This window comes from Pseudooctadecabacter sp. (assembly GCF_965657175.1).
Classification (GTDB): domain Bacteria; phylum Pseudomonadota; class Alphaproteobacteria; order Rhodobacterales; family Rhodobacteraceae; genus Octadecabacter.
Genome location: NZ_CBFHNH010000003.1, coordinates 36,356 through 53,593 on the forward strand (window position 1 = coordinate 36,356; position 17,238 = coordinate 53,593).

The 17,238-nt window shown below is 60.4% G+C and carries 15 protein-coding genes and 3 pseudogenes; 10 read left to right on the forward strand and 8 right to left on the reverse strand.

The annotated features are described in order from the left end of the window. Nucleotides 1–12: 12 nt before the first annotated feature. From rimM to trmD, 3 genes and pseudogenes are all read left to right on the forward strand, one after another. Complete coding sequence (gene rimM / locus ACTG36_RS04150; protein ID WP_375281519.1) at nucleotides 13–534, forward strand: ribosome maturation factor RimM; 522 nt, start codon at nucleotides 13–15, stop codon at nucleotides 532–534. Further along, entirely contained in the window at nucleotides 531–1,331 is an 801-nt protein-coding gene (locus ACTG36_RS04155) for a hypothetical protein (protein WP_375281520.1), read from the forward strand. Before rimM ends, ACTG36_RS04155 begins: the two co-directional genes overlap by 4 nt. Continuing rightward, nucleotides 1,321–2,136: pseudogene (gene trmD, locus ACTG36_RS04160) on the forward strand (tRNA (guanosine(37)-N1)-methyltransferase TrmD). Before ACTG36_RS04155 ends, trmD begins: the two are co-directional and overlap by 11 nt. On the opposite strand, the gene ACTG36_RS04165 reads toward trmD, so the two are convergent. Beyond that, nucleotides 2,137–2,451 (reverse strand): PilZ domain-containing protein, encoded by a 315-nt coding sequence (locus tag ACTG36_RS04165; RefSeq protein WP_375281522.1) that lies wholly within the window; start codon nucleotides 2,449–2,451, stop codon nucleotides 2,137–2,139. A 68-nt stretch (nucleotides 2,452–2,519) separates the two neighbouring features. Further along, nucleotides 2,520–3,968 (reverse strand): FAD/NAD(P)-binding protein, encoded by a 1,449-nt coding sequence (locus tag ACTG36_RS04170; RefSeq protein WP_375281523.1) that lies wholly within the window; start codon nucleotides 3,966–3,968, stop codon nucleotides 2,520–2,522. Nucleotides 3,969–4,353: 385 nt separating this feature from the next. Here ACTG36_RS04170 and rplS point away from each other — a divergent pair, with 385 nt between their 5' ends. The 3 genes from rplS (at nucleotide 4,354) to ACTG36_RS04185 (ending at nucleotide 5,345) form a co-directional block, all read left to right on the forward strand. Beyond that, entirely contained in the window at nucleotides 4,354–4,740 is a 387-nt protein-coding gene (gene rplS, locus ACTG36_RS04175) for a 50S ribosomal protein L19 (RefSeq protein ID WP_375281524.1), read from the forward strand. 11 nt (nucleotides 4,741–4,751) lie between these two features. Next, nucleotides 4,752–4,973: a 50S ribosomal protein L31 gene (gene rpmE / locus ACTG36_RS04180; RefSeq protein ID WP_375281525.1), complete on the forward strand. Its 222-nt coding sequence runs from the start codon at nucleotides 4,752–4,754 to the stop codon at nucleotides 4,971–4,973. A 69-nt stretch (nucleotides 4,974–5,042) separates the two neighbouring features. Continuing rightward, on the forward strand, nucleotides 5,043–5,345 hold the full coding sequence (locus ACTG36_RS04185) for a DUF1294 domain-containing protein (protein WP_375281526.1): 303 nt from the start codon (nucleotides 5,043–5,045) through the stop codon (nucleotides 5,343–5,345). Between the two features lie 15 nt (nucleotides 5,346–5,360). Here the strand turns inward: ACTG36_RS04185 and ACTG36_RS04190 are convergent, their stop codons facing one another. Continuing rightward, nucleotides 5,361–6,662: a DEAD/DEAH box helicase gene (locus ACTG36_RS04190; RefSeq protein ID WP_375281527.1), complete on the reverse strand. Its 1,302-nt coding sequence runs from the start codon at nucleotides 6,660–6,662 to the stop codon at nucleotides 5,361–5,363. 343 nt (nucleotides 6,663–7,005) lie between these two features. On the opposite strand from ACTG36_RS04190, the gene ACTG36_RS04195 reads away from it, so the two are divergent. Further along, nucleotides 7,006–7,815, forward strand: coding sequence for a division plane positioning ATPase MipZ (locus ACTG36_RS04195; protein ID WP_375281528.1), 810 nt, complete (start codon nucleotides 7,006–7,008; stop codon nucleotides 7,813–7,815). Here ACTG36_RS04195 and ACTG36_RS04200 read toward each other — a convergent pair. The 4 genes and pseudogenes from ACTG36_RS04200 to ACTG36_RS04215 all read right to left on the reverse strand — a co-directional run. After that, complete coding sequence (locus ACTG36_RS04200; protein ID WP_375281529.1) at nucleotides 7,812–9,050, reverse strand: hypothetical protein; 1,239 nt, start codon at nucleotides 9,048–9,050, stop codon at nucleotides 7,812–7,814. The genes ACTG36_RS04195 and ACTG36_RS04200 overlap by 4 nt on opposite strands. Nucleotides 9,051–9,129: 79 nt before the next feature. Next, nucleotides 9,130–9,534 (reverse strand): MerR family DNA-binding protein, encoded by a 405-nt coding sequence (locus tag ACTG36_RS04205; RefSeq protein WP_375281530.1) that lies wholly within the window; start codon nucleotides 9,532–9,534, stop codon nucleotides 9,130–9,132. Further along, nucleotides 9,531–10,895 (reverse strand): annotated as a pseudogene (locus tag ACTG36_RS04210) (HAD-IC family P-type ATPase); the annotation flags it as partial. The pseudogene ACTG36_RS04210 and the gene ACTG36_RS04205, both read right to left, overlap by 4 nt. Before the next feature lie 207 nt (nucleotides 10,896–11,102). Continuing rightward, nucleotides 11,103–11,279: pseudogene (locus ACTG36_RS04215) on the reverse strand (heavy-metal-associated domain-containing protein); the annotation flags it as partial. 170 nt (nucleotides 11,280–11,449) lie between these two features. On the opposite strand from ACTG36_RS04215, the gene ACTG36_RS04220 reads away from it, so the two are divergent. After that, nucleotides 11,450–12,838: an aminotransferase family protein gene (locus ACTG36_RS04220; RefSeq protein ID WP_375281532.1), complete on the forward strand. Its 1,389-nt coding sequence runs from the start codon at nucleotides 11,450–11,452 to the stop codon at nucleotides 12,836–12,838. Nucleotides 12,839–12,938: 100 nt separating this feature from the next. Beyond that, nucleotides 12,939–14,471, forward strand: coding sequence for a trypsin-like serine peptidase (locus ACTG36_RS04225; RefSeq protein WP_375281533.1), 1,533 nt, complete (start codon nucleotides 12,939–12,941; stop codon nucleotides 14,469–14,471). Between the two features lie 63 nt (nucleotides 14,472–14,534). Here ACTG36_RS04225 and ACTG36_RS04230 read toward each other — a convergent pair whose 3' ends face one another. Beyond that, a complete protein-coding gene (locus tag ACTG36_RS04230; RefSeq protein WP_439141535.1) occupies nucleotides 14,535–15,170 on the reverse strand; it encodes a LysE family translocator in 636 nt (211 codons plus the stop codon). Nucleotides 15,171–15,644: 474 nt separating this feature from the next. On the opposite strand from ACTG36_RS04230, the gene ACTG36_RS04235 reads away from it, so the two are divergent. Then, nucleotides 15,645–17,108 carry a PLP-dependent aminotransferase family protein gene (locus tag ACTG36_RS04235; RefSeq protein WP_439141537.1) on the forward strand — a complete coding sequence of 488 codons (1,464 nt, stop codon included), beginning with the start codon at nucleotides 15,645–15,647 and terminating at the stop codon, nucleotides 17,106–17,108. Nucleotides 17,109–17,238 lie beyond the last annotated feature (130 nt).

Here is a 17,238-nt window from a genome sequence, read left to right on the forward strand (position 1 = left end):
CACAGGTGCACCATGACAGATGAAACGCTCATTGTCGGATCGATCTCAGGCGCGTTTGGTGTCCATGGGGACGTACGCCTGAAATCCTTTTGTTCCGATCCTGAAGCGCTGGCCGATTATACACCGCTGACGCGGTCTGACGGCAAAACCATCACGACCATCGTGCTTAAGGGCCAAACCAAAGGCGCCCTGATCGCCCGTGTCGATGGCATCACCACCAAAGAAGAAGCCGATGCATTGCGCGGCGTTGATCTGATCGCCCAGCGCGATCAATTGCCCACCCTGCCCGATGACGAATTTTACCACGCAGACCTGATGGGCCTGATGGCCTTTGACACCGGCGGCGCTGAATTGGGCCGCGTCAAAGCCGTGCAAAGTAATGGCGCGGACGACCTGCTGGAAATCATCGCTCCCGCCCTCAAGGACAGTGTTCTTGTCCCCTTTACGCGCGCGATTGTCCCTACCGTGGACCTTGCCAGCGGACGCATCATCATCGACCCACCCGGCGGATTGTTCGCCGATCCGGACGCATGACGCCCCGCCGCATTATCGTGCACGCCGGCTTTCATAAGACCGGCACGACCACCGTTCAAACCCATTTGCGTCAAAACGGGCGCTATATCTGGCCGAAATCCGCGCTGGTTTTGCCGGGGCGGACACGTGGTGGCGCAGCTTTGATGGCTGTGCGGTATTCGCGTCTGGGGGCACCTGCGCTGCTTGAGGCCTTCGCCTCTGACCTGCACAAAACCCTTTCGGCACTTGATGTCGGCACCTCACGCAAAGTGCTGATCTCAGACGAAAACCTTGCGGGGCGGATGCCCGGCCGCGACGGGCAGATGGCCTACGGGGCCACCGCCCCCTTGATGGCGCGGGCGGAACAGGTGATCCACGACGTCTTTGGCACGGACGCCGAAGTCATCTTTCACTTCTCAATCCGCCATCCCGAAACATGGCTGCGGTCGACCTATCGACACAACCTCCGGACCTCGCGTCTGACCATGGACCGCGACACATATCTGGACACCTACCGCGCGGCGTCCGACCTGCGGCGCGTCGCAGAGGACGTGGCGGGCGCCGTCAAAGGGCGCGTGCAGCTGCGTGATGTCGCAGGTCTTGATGGCCCCGAGGGTCTGTCGGCACCGCTGATTGACCTCTTGGATCTGCCGGGCCACCTGCGTCGCAAGCTGGTCCCGTTGCCTCCCCAAAATGTAGGACCCAACGACGACGTCCTTGACGCATTGCTGGACCTCAACAGGTCAAAACTGTCGGACAAGGCGCTGCAGAAAGCCAAGGCGGCCCTATTGGAAAAGGCTCATTCCCATGACGGATAGTCCCGAAAAGAACCGTTCAATCGGTCGCAAATCCGTGCAGGTCAACCTGAAGCCGCAGGAGTTGATGACCGATCGCCCCAGCCTTGCGAAAGCGTGGACCGCGCAGGTGATCACCCTATTCCCGGATGCCTTTCCAGGATTGCTGGGCGAGAGCCTGACAGGTCGCGCCCTCAAAGACGGGCTGTGGCAGTTGCAAACCACCGATCTGCGCCGCTTTGGCGTTGGGAAACATCGCAATGTCGATGACACCCCGTCGGGCGGCGGTGCGGGAATGGTTTTGCGGTCGGATGTAGTGGCCAATGCTATCGGCGATGCGCGGCGCAAGGCACGTGGACGTATGCCGCTTTTGTACCTTAGCCCCCGCGGTGTCCCGTTTACGCAGAAAATGGCGCAGGACCTTAGCATGCAGGACGGCGTGACACTTTTATGCGGTCGGTTCGAAGGCGTCGATCAACGGGTCTTGGACCATTACGAGATTATGGAAGTGTCCATGGGCGACTAGGTCCTGACGGGCGGCGAGCTTCCGGCGATGACAATGATCGACGCCTGTGTGCGGCTACTGCCCGGTGTGTTGGGCAACGCGGAAAGCGCGGTGGAAGAAAGCCATTCCAATGGCCTTTTGGAACACCCGCAGTATACGCGCCCCGCCGAATGGGAGGGACACACAATTCCCGATGTTCTCACCTCAGGCGATCATGGCAAAGTTGCCGCGTGGCGCCGCGAGATGAGTGAGCAAATCACCAAAGACCGCCGTCCTGATCTGTGGGCCAGACGCCCCTCCAAAGACACCAAAGGCCGTAGTTGATCAGGCGTATCCCACGCGGCGTGGTCCCGCGCTTCCCGTGCGGTTGCAGCCAAACCGGATGCGGTCCAATTCGGATTTCCCAAGCGGTCGGGCAAACGTCACCCCGGCCTTATCGCCATTTGCCCAGCAGACTTTGGCGGTCTGTCGCCCCCCGCTATACGACACTTCAACAGATTGACCCACGGCCAGGCTTTCACCTACGGACAAACAGGCGCCAGAGGCGCTGATACTGGTGACAAGAGACTTATACCCCACTGCCCCAAGGCGAACTGTGACAGGAAAGCGGGTGGGAAATCGGTGCGCACGGTATTTCATAGCCAACTCCTTTTGGAGCTGACTTTCGTGGCAAAACCTAAACAATCTATGAAGAAATGCGGTGCTCGTCAGCCGTGGTTAATGGCGGCCACTCGGCGGGATCGGCCCACATAAGTCCTGAGCATATGCGCGTCATAAAGCGGCATCGCCATGACTTCATTGCCAATTTCAGTCACGGACGGGGCAAGAAACCGCACGGGGCCCATCCGAATGCGACAGCCGTCCCCCACCTTGAGGCCGCGATTGACCGGACACACGTTAATCAAACCTTGACGCAACATATCGGTGGTCAGCGGGTCATACGTCGATTTCGGCCCCGCGCCCGCACAGTTGACGACAAACCCTGTCTGATACAGCGTTTCTGTCCCAGTTGCGTCAACCATCCGAATCACTGCGCCGCCCGCGCCGTGGTCCACACCAGCCACCATGCCTTGCATGACCCGCGCACAGCCTGCCCCGATCAAACGATGCATGTCTTGGATCGTGTCCCGTGTTCCGCCCCGCAGCCAATGACGCAGTGTTCCCGGCACCCGCCGTGCCTCATTAATATCGGACACATAATGATGGAGCGGATGGGCCAGAAAATGCGCCCGGAACCCGGCACGGATTTCCCGCATTTCATCACCCGCTGCTTTTGCGAGGTCAATCTGCGCGCTGACCTGTGCAAGGAAACTGTCGGCCGTGTCGTGCCCTTTGGTCAGTTGTGGCTGTGTCATGCGGCGGGGCAATCGCGGCACCAGCGGCGGCGGGACCTCCCCATCTGGTGCGCAGGCAACAAACCGGATTTGATCATCGTCTAGAAGACTTTGACACAAACGCAGCACATCGAGCATCGCGGCATTGCCCCCGATGCAGAAAATCTCCTCCCCCGCTTTGATGTGTTCGGCAATCCGGTGTTCGTGTCCGAAAACGCTGGGCGCGGCAAACGGGCCATCATCGCCATCGATCCGCATGGTTGAGGGGCCGCCGGGGGCCACATCGACGGTTCGGGCGCGGATCGCTTGTCCGGATGCAAGCATCAGGTGTACGCCATCTGGTGCCTCACGCAGCGATATGGCCTCATCGTTTATGAACGTCACGGACACGCCTGCGGCCGCCAAACGCGCAAGAACGCCCTTCAGCTGGTCGGCCATGAAATCGCCGTAGAATTCACGCGGTGCATTGACGCCGTAAGTATCGCCCGCCTCGACCAAGGGGCGCGCCATGGCCAACCAATCGGGGGAGCGGCCCTGCATCCGGTCCTCGATATCGGCCCAATGGCGGGCCAACCACGCCGCAAAGGCGGGATCAATATCGTCAGCTGGAGAATTGAGCAGATAGGCATAGCGCCAGGGCGTCCCCGCCTCACCCGCGCCATAGGCCGCACCCCGCCCCAGCTGCGTGGCATTTCGGCCTACAGCCACGACCTGTTCGCCAGGCGCGAAATCGCCGGTTTCAAGAAATGCAAAGGCCGTGATGCCGTCCCCAACAATCACATGGGTTGGCACATCGGCGGCAAGGTCCGAAGGCTGGGTCATAAAATATCTCTCTTGGGTTCTGAGGGGACGTAATGCGGCCTTGGCACACGGTCAAATGTCAGAACGGCTCCGCGGGCCCAGCGGTCTGAAAACGTCCCGTCACACCGCAAGGGGGTGTACCATCGCGCCAGACCATCAAACCCCCTTGATTGCACCGGCGCGCACCCTTATACGCCGCGTGTCCGCGACTGAAATGAGTCGGTCGGACCTGTTTGGTATTGGCCGCGACCTCTTCACCGCGAACCCGCCAAATAGCATGAACAAGGACGCGAACCTCTGGTGGGCCCCCGATCTTATTGCAAGACAGGGACGGACCCTATGAAGACCAAAGCTCTGGCGCCGATCACATCCGCGGGCAAACCGCGCGACACATAGGAGACGGTCAATGAACCTGATCGCACAAATCGAGGCGGAACAAATCGCCGAACTGGGCAAAGACATCCCAGACTTCAAAGCGGGTGACACCATCCGCGTCGGTTACAAAGTGACCGAAGGCACGCGCACCCGTGTGCAGAACTACGAAGGCGTGTGCATCGCACGCAAAAACGGCAAGGGCATCGCTGGCTCTTTCACCGTTCGCAAGATTTCCTTTGGTGAAGGCGTGGAACGTGTGTTCCCGCTCTATTCCACCAACATCGACAGCATCACCGTTGTGCGTCGTGGCCGCGTTCGTCGCGCCAAGCTGTACTACCTCCGCGCACGCCGTGGTAAGTCCGCACGTATCGCTGAAAAGACCAACTATCGTCCGCTGTCCAGCGGCGCAGACGCATAAGGATTGGGCGCATGAAAAAAGACATTCACCCCGACTACCACATCATCGACGTCAAAATGACCGATGGCACGGTTTACCAGATGAAATCCACCTGGGGCGCCGAAGGCGACCAGCTGTCATTGGACATCGACCCGACCGTGCACCCCGCATGGACCGGCGGCGGCGCACGTCTGATGGACACCGGTGGCCGCGTGTCGAAGTTCAAGAAGAAGTACGAAGGTCTGGGCTTCTAAGCTTTGGCAATTTGCAGATAGAGACGCCGCTCCCTCGGGGGCGGCGTTTTTCGTTTGGGGAGAACGGCAGTGTCGGAATTTATCACCAGCCACTTTTTCTGGATTGGCGGGGCCATCGGTTTGGCACTGTTCAATATCACCACCTATCTGGCCTTTGCTTTGGACAAAGACCAAGCGAGGCGTGGTGGCCGCCGCATCCCAGAAAATACCCTACTGACGCTGTCCCTGTTTGGTGGCAGCATTGGTGCGAAGCTGGCGCAACGCCGGTTTCGTCATAAAACACGCAAACAGCCTTTTGGGCTGCTCCTGAATTTGATCTGCATTGCGCAGATCGGCCTGATCGGTGCGCTCGTCTTCGCGTTCATCCGCTAGAGAGACCGAGAAACGTTACCCCGCCTTGGGCTTCCGCCGCCGACCACCACCGGACTTTCCGCCACCACCGGGTCGGCCACCACCGCCGCCGGGTTTGCCTTGACCGCGGGGGCCACCACGGCCCCCGCCGCCACCACCACGACGGCCACCGCCGCCGCCGCGTTTGGGTTTGGCTTCTTCTTCGTCCTTGGCCCACGGGCGGCCACCTGCCACGGGGATGTCGGCCTTCATGGCCTTTTGGATGTCGCGCAGCTCGCCCATCTCATCAGGTGCACAAAACGCAACCGCCATACCGTCCGCACCGGCGCGGGCCGTCCGGCCAATCCGGTGCACGTAGTTTTCGGGCACATTGGGCAGGTCGTAATTGTAGACGTGTTTGACCTCCGGAATGTCCAGACCACGCGCTGCCACATCCGTGGCCACCAGCACCGTCACCTTGCCCGCCTTGAAATCCGTGATCGCGCGATCCCGCTGGCCTTGTGATTTGTTCCCGTGGATCGACGCAGAGGCAAAACCCTTCTTCTCAAGCAGCTTATGCAGCTTTTCGGACCCGTGTTTCGTGCGCCCAAAGACAATCGCGCGTTCATCGCGGTGCTTTTCCATCAATTCAATCAACAGATCGGTCTTGGCGGCCTTGGCCACGAAATGCACCGATTGTTCGATCCGGTCCACCGCCTTGCCAGGCGCATTCACCTGCACGCGCACGGGATCGTTCAAATAAGCCTGCGCCAATTCGTTCATCTGCTTGGGCATCGTCGCCGAAAACAACATTGTCTGGCGATCCGCAGCTAGAAGCGGTGCAATCTGGCGCAAGGCGTGGATGAACCCCATGTCGAGCATCTGATCCGCTTCATCCAGCACCAGAAAATGCGTCTCATTCAGGCGCACGGCTTTGCGGTCCAACAGGTCAATCAACCGGCCCGGCGTGGCGACCAACAGGTCCGTGCCACGTTCCAGTTTACGCATCTGGCCGACGATACCGGCACCGCCCACGACCAACATAGTCTTAAGGTGCGTGCCAGTGGTGTAGGCTGCCAAATTCTCCTGAATTTGCTTGGCCAATTCGCGGGTGGGGGCAAGGATCAGGGCGCGCGCGGTCTTGGGCGCGGGCTTGCCCTGTTCTTTCAGCAGCATATTGATCATCGGCAGGCCAAAGGCTGCCGTCTTGCCGGACCCTGTCTGCGCCAACCCCATCACATCGCGGCCATTCATGGCGTGCGGGATCGCTTGGGACTGGATCGGGGTGGGGTCGGTGATGCCTTGCTTTTCCAAAGCGGCGATCAATCGGGGCGCAAGGCCCAGCATGTCAAAATCCATCGGTCGTCTTTCTGGGCAAAGGCCCATGCACGGCGCTAAGGCCGTCAATATCTACGGGAACTGCCCGCCACAGAACGCGCGCCTGATGGCGCGGCACCCCTGCGTGACTGTGGGAACCTTAATCGGACCGGTCGTGGGTCCGTGGTCGATACGCCTGTGCGCACCCAGTGCGCCTGCTCACGCGGCAGCCGGTATCGCCCCGTTGTGTGGCACATGGAGGCCACGCCACCACAAGTCAATCCCCAGCGCCCCTTTCGCGGTCATTGTCTTGTCAGCAGGACGCAGTAAGGTTACGGCATCTTTCCGGGCAACGACCCGGGAACAGCATCGAGGGAACAAAGCAGTGGCACATATTATCGTCGTGGGGAACGAAAAGGGCGGCGCGGGCAAATCGACCGTTTCTATGCACGTGGCCACTGCCCTCTCACGGATGGGCCACAAGGTCGGCACTCTCGATCTGGACCTGCGCCAGAAAACGCTGGGCCGCTACATCGACAACCGCACGACCTATCTGGCCAAAGAGGGGCTGGACCTGCCAACCCCCACCTATCACGACCTGCCTGAGGTGGACCCCGCCTCCCTGCGGGAAGGCGAAAACATCTTCGACCGCCGTTTGTCTGCCGCTGTAGCAGGGCTGGAACCGGACAACGATTTCATCCTGATCGACTGTCCCGGCAGCCACACCCGTCTGTCACAGGTGGCCCATTCGCTGGCCGACACATTGATCACGCCCCTGAACGACAGCTTTATTGATTTTGACCTTCTGGCCCATGTCGACAGCGATGGTGAAAACATCACTGGTCCGTCGGTCTATTCCCAGATGGTCTGGAACGCGCGGCAGCTGCGTGCGCAGGCGGGGTTTGAACCCATTGACTGGATCGTGGTGCGCAACCGGATGGGGGCGCAAAACATGGTCAACAAACAAAAGATGGAAGCGGCGATTGAAAAACTCAGCCGCCGCATCGGGTTCCGCACGGCTCCGGGTTTCAATGAACGGGTCATCTTCCGTGAACTGTTCCCCCGTGGCCTGACCTTGCTGGACCTGCGCGACTTGGGTGTTAAAGGGCTCAACATCTCAAACGTGGCCGCACGGCAGGAGTTGAGGGAGCTTATCAAATCCCTCAACCTGCCTGGCGTCACGGTTGATTTCTAGCCAAAGTCCAAGTCTTCCAATAGATCGCCATTGCCCAGCTTGAACCGGCCCGTCAGGCCGAACAGCTTTTTGAGGCCGATGATCCCGAAGAACGCGCCCAGAACGACCGTCAGCAACGTCACCGTTGCCGTCATATCGCCCGCAGCCGCAGCGTCGATAAGCCCCGCGAACCACTCAGATCCGGCATCGACCCACGCCATTGCCTTTGTCAGCAGGTCTTGGAGTGTGCCGTCCGCCGTTTGGGCCGAAGGCGTTGATACGACGTCCGTCACCTCAACCGGTGCGGCTGGTGCCGCAACAACATCTGAGGCCTCAACAGTTGTGGTTGGTGCAGCGTCCGTGGCCAACATGCTGTACCCAACGGAGGCCGCCAGCAGCACAAACGCGCCCCCGACCACGCCAATAGCCGCTTTGCGCAGGCTAAACCGGCGGGCAGGCACAATGACCGGATCATCCTCCGGCCCAGATGCATAGCCCCCAACGTCCGTCTGCATCGCATAATCAGGCTGAGGGTCATGGCCTTCGTCAAAGTCTTCAACCTGCTCATCATCGTCTTTGCGCCGAAACGCCAGTTTGGCAATCGCCAAAAGCCCGATGGCCCCTGCGACCTTGGACAGCAGCCCAAAGATCGTCATCGTGCCTTCTTTGGGACCGCCCAACGCAACCTCTCGGCCCTCCATAAAGGGCCAGATGACAATCGCGTCTTCGGGCATTTTCAGGCCCATGTCGAACATGGACTCCTCAACCAAGCCTTCCCATTGACCAAGACCGCGCACTTCGCCGTTCAAGGTCATGACCGGCCCCAGCATGCCTTCGTCGATAAGAAGGTCGTCCACCTGTTCTGGCGTAAAGGTGGAGAAATTTCCGTCCTCCGCCTTGAGCATCGCAAAGCCCAGTACCCTGTTCGGGTCCGTCTGGTTCGCGGCCACAATGGGGAACATGACAACGTAGTCGGTCGACCATTCCTTTTCGTACCAAAGGTCGTAGGAATAGTTCCACAGCAACTGCGCCTCAATCACGGCCTCACGCACTAGGGTCACATCACGGGCGGGATCAAAAGACTGCACCTGAACCGCCGCAGGCGCACCCGCATCAAGCGCGCGCAGCTTTTCGACCTGACGTTTGTTCATCTCCACCTGCAGGAAATAGGCGCCGACAAAGATCAACAGTGACACAATGCCCAGCGCCACAGGGCCAAGGCGCAAAAAGCGATCAAACAAAATGCGGTAGGCCATTCTGGCACCTCCAACCAATGCAATCGGTTGAAGGATTAACGACGCTATTGGGCAGAAATTGGGCCGGACCGTGCTGATTTCACGCTTTGGTTGTGCGGTGTGGCCCGGCCAACCCCGTGAGGATCGGGCAATCTGGCCGCGCATCGCCCGCGCGGGTTTCGACCAGATGGGACAGGGTTTCGGCCATATCCTGAAGGTCGCGGATCTTGCCGGTGATGCGGTCCAGATGGTCCGTGGCAATGGCGCGCACATCCGCGCTGGCGCGGGATTGGTCCTCCCACGGGGCCAGCAAATCGCGGCAGTCGTCCACGGAAAACCCCAAACCTCGTGCGCGGGCCAGAAACGTCAGCTTATGCAGGTGCGCGTCGCTGAAATCGCGGTAGCCGTTCGCCGCGCGATCCGGCGCTATCAGGCCGATGTCTTCATAATAACGGATTGTCTTAGCAGGCAGGCCCACAGCTGCGCTGGCGTCTTTGATGTTCATGCCGCCACCTTGACCCAGCGCAGACGCAGCGCGTTCGTGACCACCAGAACACTGGACGCCGCCATGGCGAGGGCCGCCAACTGCGGCGACAACCACGCCAAGGCGGCCACCGGCATAAGGATCACGTTATACCCAAACGCCCAGCCGCGGTTTTGCCAAATATTGCGCAGCGTCCGGCGGCTGACCTCAATCGCGCGGGTCACGCCCATGGGGTCGCCCGACATCAGCACAACATCCGCAGCCTCTACGGCCATGTCCGTCCCGGTGCCCATGGCGACACCCACATCCGCCGCCGCCAGCGCAGGTGCGTCGTTGATCCCGTCACCCACAAACGCCACCGCACCGTCAGATTGCAGGGCCTTCAACGCCCCGACATTGCCCTCTGGTCGCACGCCGGCGATGACGTGGTCGATGCCCAAAGTGCGGCCCACAGCCTCAGCCGCAGACGGCCTATCGCCTGAGATCATAGCGACCTTGACCCCACGGGCCTGCAACGCGGCCACAGCGGCGGCGGCATCCTCTTTAATCGGGTCGGTGACACCTAAGGCCCCCGCAAACTGCCCATCAATGGCGGCATAGACCGGGGTCTGGTCTTGGGGGATCTCAGCCGTCACCGTCACATTCAGCTGCGCCATAAGGTCCGCATTGCCGACGCTGACGTGTCGCCCATCTATGACACCTTGCACGCCCAAACCGGGCAGCGTTTCAACATCATTCGCGGGGTGCGACAGCCCGCCCGCCTCGGCCAGAACAGCTGCGGCGAGGGGGTGGGTCGACGCGGCCTCAGCCGCGGCCACTGCCGCCAGATCATCGTCCACGGCCTGTGCTGTCATCACAAGGGTCGCGGTGCCGTCGATTGTGCCTGCGGTCAGCACGTCACCGACAGCCTTTTCCACCGGCACCGGTTCGCCGGACAACATCGCCACATCCACGACACCGGCGCCGCGCGCCACAACACCGTCCATCGGCACCCGTGCGCCTGCTGGAATGTGCACGACGTCACCCACCTGAACGGATGCAAGCGTCACCTCAACCACCGCACCGTCCCGTTCGATGCGCGCGGTATCCGGCCGCACCCCGATGAGATGCTTGATCGCAGCCCCCGTACGGCCCTTGGCGCGGCCCTCCAACCAGCGACCCAGCATGATCAGTGTCACGATCACGGCCGCTGCTTCGAAATAGACGGCCACCGCGCCTTGGGGCAGCACAGCGGGCGCAAAGGTCGCCACCGTCGAATAGGCCCAAGCCGCCGTCGCGCCCAGCACCACCAGCGCATTCATATCCGGCGCGCCACGCATCAGCGCAGGCACGCCTAGCCGGTAAAACACCCGCCCCGGCCCGATCAGCACCAGCGACGCCAAGACAAATTGCACCGTCCACGACTGGCCCAGCCCGATCTGTGCGGCAATCCAGTGATTTAGGGCGGGAAACAGATTCCCGCCCATTTCGACCACGAAAATCGGCAAGGTCAGCACAGCTGCCGAGACCACCTGCCAGCCCAGCGCGGCAGTATCAGCCTCCGCCACTGCCGTTGCGCGGGCGCGGGTCGTCGCGGGGTAGCCCGCTTTGGTCACGGCCGCCGCGATCTGTGCAGCGGTCGCCCCCGTGGCTTCGACGGTCGCGGTGTGGTTGGCGAAGTTCACCGCCGCCGACGCAACACCGGGCACGCCTGCCATGGCTTTTTCTGCCCGCGCCGCACATCCGCCGCAGGTCATCCCTTCAATATCAAACCGAAACGTGGCCATGTCGCCCCGTTGTTCACCCCGTCATAAGGGTTCCAATGACTAGAAGGTCAAGGCCTCGCTATTCTGGTCTTATTCGGCGGGACACTCTGGCCCTATCTGACACCCCGCAAAGTCGCAATAGTATGACATCGCGCCACATCAGCGCCCCCGATTCTAGCAGGAGGTCCCCCATGGACGGAATGACAGCAAACGATCTGAGCCACGTCGTCGAGGCCGACCGTGCCCACGTGTGGCATCACCTGATCCAGCACAAGCCTTTTGAGACCGGTGAGCCCCGCATCATTGTCGAAGGCAAAGGCATGCGCGTCTGGGACCAGCACGGCAAAGAACACCTCGATGCCGTCGCCGGTGGCGTCTGGACTGTCAACGTGGGCTACGGCCGCGAAAGCATCGCTGACGCCGTGCGGGATCAAATCCTGAAGATGAACTTCTTTGGCGGCACCGTGGGCACGATCCCCGGCGCGCTGTTTGCAGAAAAACTGATCGAAAAGATGCCCGGCATGACGCGGGTCTACTATGCGAACTCCGGCTCTGAGGCGAATGAGAAAGCCTTCAAGATGGTCCGCCAGATCGCCCATAAACGTTACGGCGGCAAGAAGACAAAAATCCTATATCGCGACCGCGATTACCACGGCTCAACCCTCGCCACGATGTCGGCAGGCGGACAGGAAGAACGCAACGCCCAATACGGCCCCTTCGCACCCGATTTTATCCGCGTCCCCCACTGCATGGAATACCGCAAGCACGAACAGGATGGCGCGCCAGACCAGAACTACGGTGAATGGGCCGCCAACCAGATCGAAGAGGTCATCCTGCGCGAAGGCCCCGACACAGTCGGTGCGCTGTGCCTTGAACCCGTCACAGCCGGTGGCGGCGTCATCACGCCCCCTGAAGGCTATTGGGAACGTGTGCAGGAGATTTGCACCAAGTACGACATCCTGCTGCACATCGACGAAGTCGTTTGTGGTATGGGTCGCACAGGTGTTTGGTTCGGCTATCAAAACTACGGCGTACAGCCCGACATCGTAACAATGGCGAAGGGCGTGGCCTCTGGCTATGCGGCGATTTCGTGCTGCGTGACGTCTGAGAAGGTCTTCGATCTGTTCAAGGACGACCACACCGACCCCATGAACTACTTCCGCGACATTTCCACCTTTGGCGGCTGCACGGCAGGCCCCGCTGCCGCGTTGGAAAACATGCGCATCCTTGAAGATGAGAACCTGTTGGACAACACATTGGTCATGGGTGAACGCCTTGTGGCAAATCTGAACGCGCTGGCTGAGAAGCACAAAGTCATCGGCGATGTGCGCGGCAAGGGGCTGTTCTGCGGTGCTGAACTGGTGTCTGACCGCGACAGCAAAGACCCCGTGCATGAAAAAATGGTCGGTCAGGTTGTGGCCGATTGCATGGCGCAGGGCGTGATCATCGGGGCCACCAACCGCTCCGTTCCGGGCAAGAACAACACGCTGTGTTTCTCACCCCCGCTGATCGCAACGGCCAATGATATCGACGAAATCACCACCGCCGTGGACGGCGCATTGGGCCGGGTGTTTGGCTAAAACCGATCCGATGAATGAAAAAAGGGGTTGGGTTCTCAGTGGACCCAGCCTTTTCTTTTTGGAAAGGTGGGGGCTGACATCGTTTCCAAAGGCCCGTTTCATGCTTCGTTCCTTCCTTGCCCTGATTTTTCTGGTGACAGCCCTTCCCGCCCTTGCGCAAAATTCCTGCGACTTTGCCTTCGACGGCGAATGCGATGAGGCCCAATACGGCGGCCAAGGCTTTTGTGCGGACGGCACCGACACCACCGATTGCAGCGCCCAAACCGTGGCCGCCCCAGCGGGCGGCGGCGATAACAGCTGCGAATATTCCAACGACAACGAATGTGACGAGGCCCGCTATGGCGGCGGTGGCTATTGTGCGGACGGCACGGACACCGCCGATTGCCGCCAACTGGCCGCCGGCCTTGATGACGACAGCTGTTCGTTTGCCAACGACAACCAATGTGACGAATTGCGCTACGGCGGAGGCGGTGCCTGTTTGGACGGCACCGATGCCACCGATTGCGATGCTTTTGGCACCTCACCGGAGGCACTGGCCCGCTTGCTGGCACTTGTGCCAGACACCCTGCGCGCCAGCTTGGGCGACGACAGCTGCCAGTATTCAAATGACGGCGAATGTGACGACGTGGCCTTTGGCGGCACGGTCTTTTGCGAAACCGGCACCGACGCCTCTGACTGCCGCGCCATGGCACTGGGCGGGGAGGACAGCTGCCGCTGGGCCAACGATGGCGAATGTGATGAACCGGGCATCGGCACCGACAACTGCCCCTCCGGCACGGATGTGACCGATTGCGCGCCAGTGGCCTATTTGCGCAACCGCACCGACACCTGCAACACGGCCTTTGACGGGGTCTGCAACGAAGCCTCGGGCGGCGATGGCACTTGTGAAGCTTTTAGCGACACCGCCGATTGTCTGGGCCGGTCGCGCCCCGCTGGTTTGGAAAACCACTTCTTTGGTCGCGATGACCGTTTGTTGGTGGATGCGACGCAAATGCCTTGGTCAGCGATCGGCTCGCTTGAGCTGCAGGACGGCACCTGCACCGGCACATTGGTCGGCCCGTCGCTGGTGCTGACGGCGGCCCATTGTGTCACCGACACGGGCGACGAAACCCTAACCCCCGTCAGTTTTACAGCCGGTCTGTCGCTGGGCCGCTCCATGGGGCAAGCAAAAGTGCTGGGCGCGGTGTTCGACCCCAACTACACGCCGGACACACAACCCGCAGGCGGCGGAAATGGCTACGACTGGGCGCTGGTCTTGCTGGATCAGCCCTTGGGGGATGAGGTCGGCTACCTCGACGTCCACGAACTGACCACCGCAAACCTCAGCCAGATCGGACGCGCGGGGCTGATTGTGAACCAAGCAGGTTATTCGTGGGACACGGGCGACAACCTGTCCGGCAACGTCGGCTGCCGCGTCATCGAAGCCTATGAGGATAATTCCATCCTGCACGAATGCGACACCGCCCAAGGCGACAGCGGATCCCCGTTTCTGCTGAACGTAGACGGCGCATGGAAAATCGTCGCCGTGGACAGCACATTCTTCAACGCCGAAGACGAAAAATCCCCCTTCGGTCAGGCAAACCTGGCGGTGGATAGCCGCGCATTTGCGGCAGCGGTGGAACAGCAGCGGTAGGGGCAAAGGTCCGCTATGCGGACGAAGCACCATTTCGCTGCGGCTGCGCCAAGGTCTGCTTAATCAACGCGCATCAGCGACGATCCTTGCACCCAATGCGATAAGAACGGTTCCTCCAAGGCATCGCCCCCACGCGACAAGGCGAGCCGACGCTGCTGCTTTTGCAGCAACAAGTCGCGCAAAGACGATACACACGAGATCGGAAAGGCTGAAGGCTATGTTGGCGATGACGCCGAGTGTTAGGATTTGCAACCAGACCGGAAAAGTCGCATCCGGTGTCGTGAATTGCGGGAGGAAGGTGAAATAGAAGAGCGCGGATTTCGGGTTCAGCATTTCGATGGTGAGACTATCGCGAAAAGCCTCTCGAGAAGGTTCTGCGTTGGATGGTTGGGGTGTTGGAACATCGCTCCTTGGACGTTTCCATAGTCGGATTCCCATCCAAATCAGGTAACAACCCCCAATGACCTTGAGGACGATCAACAAGACTGGCGCGGTTTTCAAAAGAACAGTTACACCGAAGGCAGCCGCGAATATGTGCAAATAAGACGCTAGGTGAAATGCGACGGAGCTGAGCCATCCCGCCCTCGCTCCATGTGTCATTGTTTGAACGGCCATGTAGAGCATTCCAGGGCCGGGGGTGAACGCGAATATCGCTGTTGCGGCTAGAAATGGAACAAGCAGTTCTACGGGCGGCATCATGATCTCCGTGAAAGTATTCTATTGTCACTAGCAGTACGGTTGATTTTCACGAGGGCGACATTTCGCCACCCGGACGTACCAAAGACCGGACGTTCGCCTCGTTGCAGCAATTTGGGAGGTATGGGCTCCTTGCGGCCATCGGAGCCTATCCAGCAAATGAAGCCTTGAGCCGTCATCGTTCGAAGAGGATGGCCTAAACGCGCCCCTCGCTGCACCGCGTTATCTGTTCCTTAGTCATTCTTAACAAACGCCACCGTGCGGTGCGTTAACCTTGGGGTTTGCCAGCGTGTTGCCATACCAAAGCCAGACGCAAGCCATACGGCTTCCATACCGCCAAAACACCGCAAAACAAGGCGTTAACCTAGATTTAGAACAGATTTGGATGTTGCGACCGAACGGCGCGTTAATCTTCAAGGATGCATCACCCCCATAAGACCAGTTCACTTCCCCCATAGGGCCAGCTACACTAGCGCCATGGCCCTACCCGTTGAAACCTTCTTTTTGCAGCCCGATGCCGAGGGCACGTTGCAGACCCAGATCCGCCAGTTGGTGGCGGAGGGTATCCTTGCCGGTCGGTTCCGCCCTGGCGAGAAACTCCCCTCCTCGCGCAAACTGGCAGAACATCTCGGCGTCAGCCGGATCACGGTCACCCTCGCCTTCACCGAACTTCTGGCCGACGACTATATCGTGGCCCGTGGGCGGTCCGGCTATTTCGTGTCCGACAACGCGCCCGAACCGCCGCATTTTCCCGCCAAGGCCGCAGGCGACAGCACGGTGGATTGGTCCCGCGCCATCGGGCAGCGGTTCACGTCGCTGGATACGTTCTCCAAACCTTCGGATTGGGCCAACTATCGCTATCCGTTCATCTACGGGCAGGCCGACCCGACGCTCTTTGACAGCGCCAACTGGCGCCTGTGCGCGTTGGAAGCTTTGGGGCGCAAAGACTTTGACGCGTTGACCGCGGACTACTTTGACAGCGACGATCCCAAACTGCTGGATTTCATCGCCCGCCAAACGCTGCCCCGGCGCGGCATCCTTGCCAAACCGGACGAAATCCTACTGACCTTGGGGGCACAAAACGCCTTGTGGCTGACCGCGCAGGTCCTGCTGACCCAACGCCGCACCGCGGCAATTGAGGACCCGTGCTACCCTGCCCTGCGGGGCATCCTCGAACAATCGCGCTACCACCTGCATGCCATTCCTGTGGACGGCGACGGCATCCCGCCCGGTGCGCTGCCCAAGGGCACTGATGTGCTGTTCACGACCCCCAGCCACCAATGCCCCACCGCCGCCACCATGCCCATGTCGCGCCGACATGACCTGTTGGAGAAGGCCGAACAAGACGATTTCCTAATCGTTGAGGATGACTACGAATTTGAGATGTCGTTCCTCAAACCGCCCTCACCCGCACTGAAATCCCTCGATAAGAACGGGCGGGTGATTTACGTGGGCTCCTTTTCCAAATCGCTGTTTCCCGGGTTGCGGCTGGGTTACCTCGTCGGCCCCGCGCCGTTTATCCGCGAGGCCCGCGCCCTGCGCGCGTCGGTCTTGCGCCACCCGCCGGGCCACATCCAACGTACGGTCACGTATTTCCTGTCGCGCGGTCACTACGATGCCTTGGTCCGGCGTATGTCCCGCGCGTTTCACGACCGGCGCACGACCATTGACCGCGCCGTCAACGAACATGGGCTGACCGTTGCTGGGCGCGGCAGCTTTGGTGGATCATCCTTGTGGATGCGGGCGCCCGATCATGTCGACACGCGCGATCTGGCTGCGCGACTTGCGGAAAAGTCTGTCCTGATCGAACCGGGACACGCGTTTTTCCAAGGACCAAACCCGCCTACGAATTACTACCGGCTCGCCTATAGTTCCATCCCGACGCCGCGCATCACCGAGGGCATTTCCTTGCTGGCGCGCACCCTTGGGGAAATGGGATAAAGTCGGGAGAGCGGTAGGATTGACTCGACAAACCGTGCAATAAATGAGACCAAAAGTCTCGAAACACACGCGACTGGCAATAAGGCCGGTATCGAACTGGACCTAACGCTAGAGGGGGCAAAACCATAGT

Excerpts from the sequence above, each read along its gene's own strand:
- rimM (WP_375281519.1), top strand. The coding sequence starts at position 13 with ATGACAGATGAAACGCTCATTGTCGGATCGATCTCAGGCGCGTTTGGT.
- ACTG36_RS04155 (WP_375281520.1), top strand. The coding sequence starts at position 531 with ATGACGCCCCGCCGCATTATCGTGCACGCCGGCTTTCATAAGACCGGC.
- ACTG36_RS04165 (WP_375281522.1), bottom strand. The coding sequence starts at position 2,451 with ATGAAATACCGTGCGCACCGATTTCCCACCCGCTTTCCTGTCACAGTT.
- ACTG36_RS04170 (WP_375281523.1), bottom strand. The coding sequence starts at position 3,968 with ATGACCCAGCCTTCGGACCTTGCCGCCGATGTGCCAACCCATGTGATT.
- rplS (WP_375281524.1), top strand. The coding sequence starts at position 4,354 with ATGAACCTGATCGCACAAATCGAGGCGGAACAAATCGCCGAACTGGGC.
- rpmE (WP_375281525.1), top strand. The coding sequence starts at position 4,752 with ATGAAAAAAGACATTCACCCCGACTACCACATCATCGACGTCAAAATG.
- ACTG36_RS04190 (WP_375281527.1), bottom strand. The coding sequence starts at position 6,662 with ATGGATTTTGACATGCTGGGCCTTGCGCCCCGATTGATCGCCGCTTTG.
- ACTG36_RS04200 (WP_375281529.1), bottom strand. The coding sequence starts at position 9,050 with ATGGCCTACCGCATTTTGTTTGATCGCTTTTTGCGCCTTGGCCCTGTG.
- ACTG36_RS04205 (WP_375281530.1), bottom strand. The coding sequence starts at position 9,534 with ATGAACATCAAAGACGCCAGCGCAGCTGTGGGCCTGCCTGCTAAGACA.
- ACTG36_RS04220 (WP_375281532.1), top strand. The coding sequence starts at position 11,450 with ATGGACGGAATGACAGCAAACGATCTGAGCCACGTCGTCGAGGCCGAC.
- ACTG36_RS04225 (WP_375281533.1), top strand. The coding sequence starts at position 12,939 with ATGCTTCGTTCCTTCCTTGCCCTGATTTTTCTGGTGACAGCCCTTCCC.
- ACTG36_RS04230 (WP_439141535.1), bottom strand. The coding sequence starts at position 15,170 with ATGATGCCGCCCGTAGAACTGCTTGTTCCATTTCTAGCCGCAACAGCG.
- ACTG36_RS04235 (WP_439141537.1), top strand. The coding sequence starts at position 15,645 with ATGGCCCTACCCGTTGAAACCTTCTTTTTGCAGCCCGATGCCGAGGGC.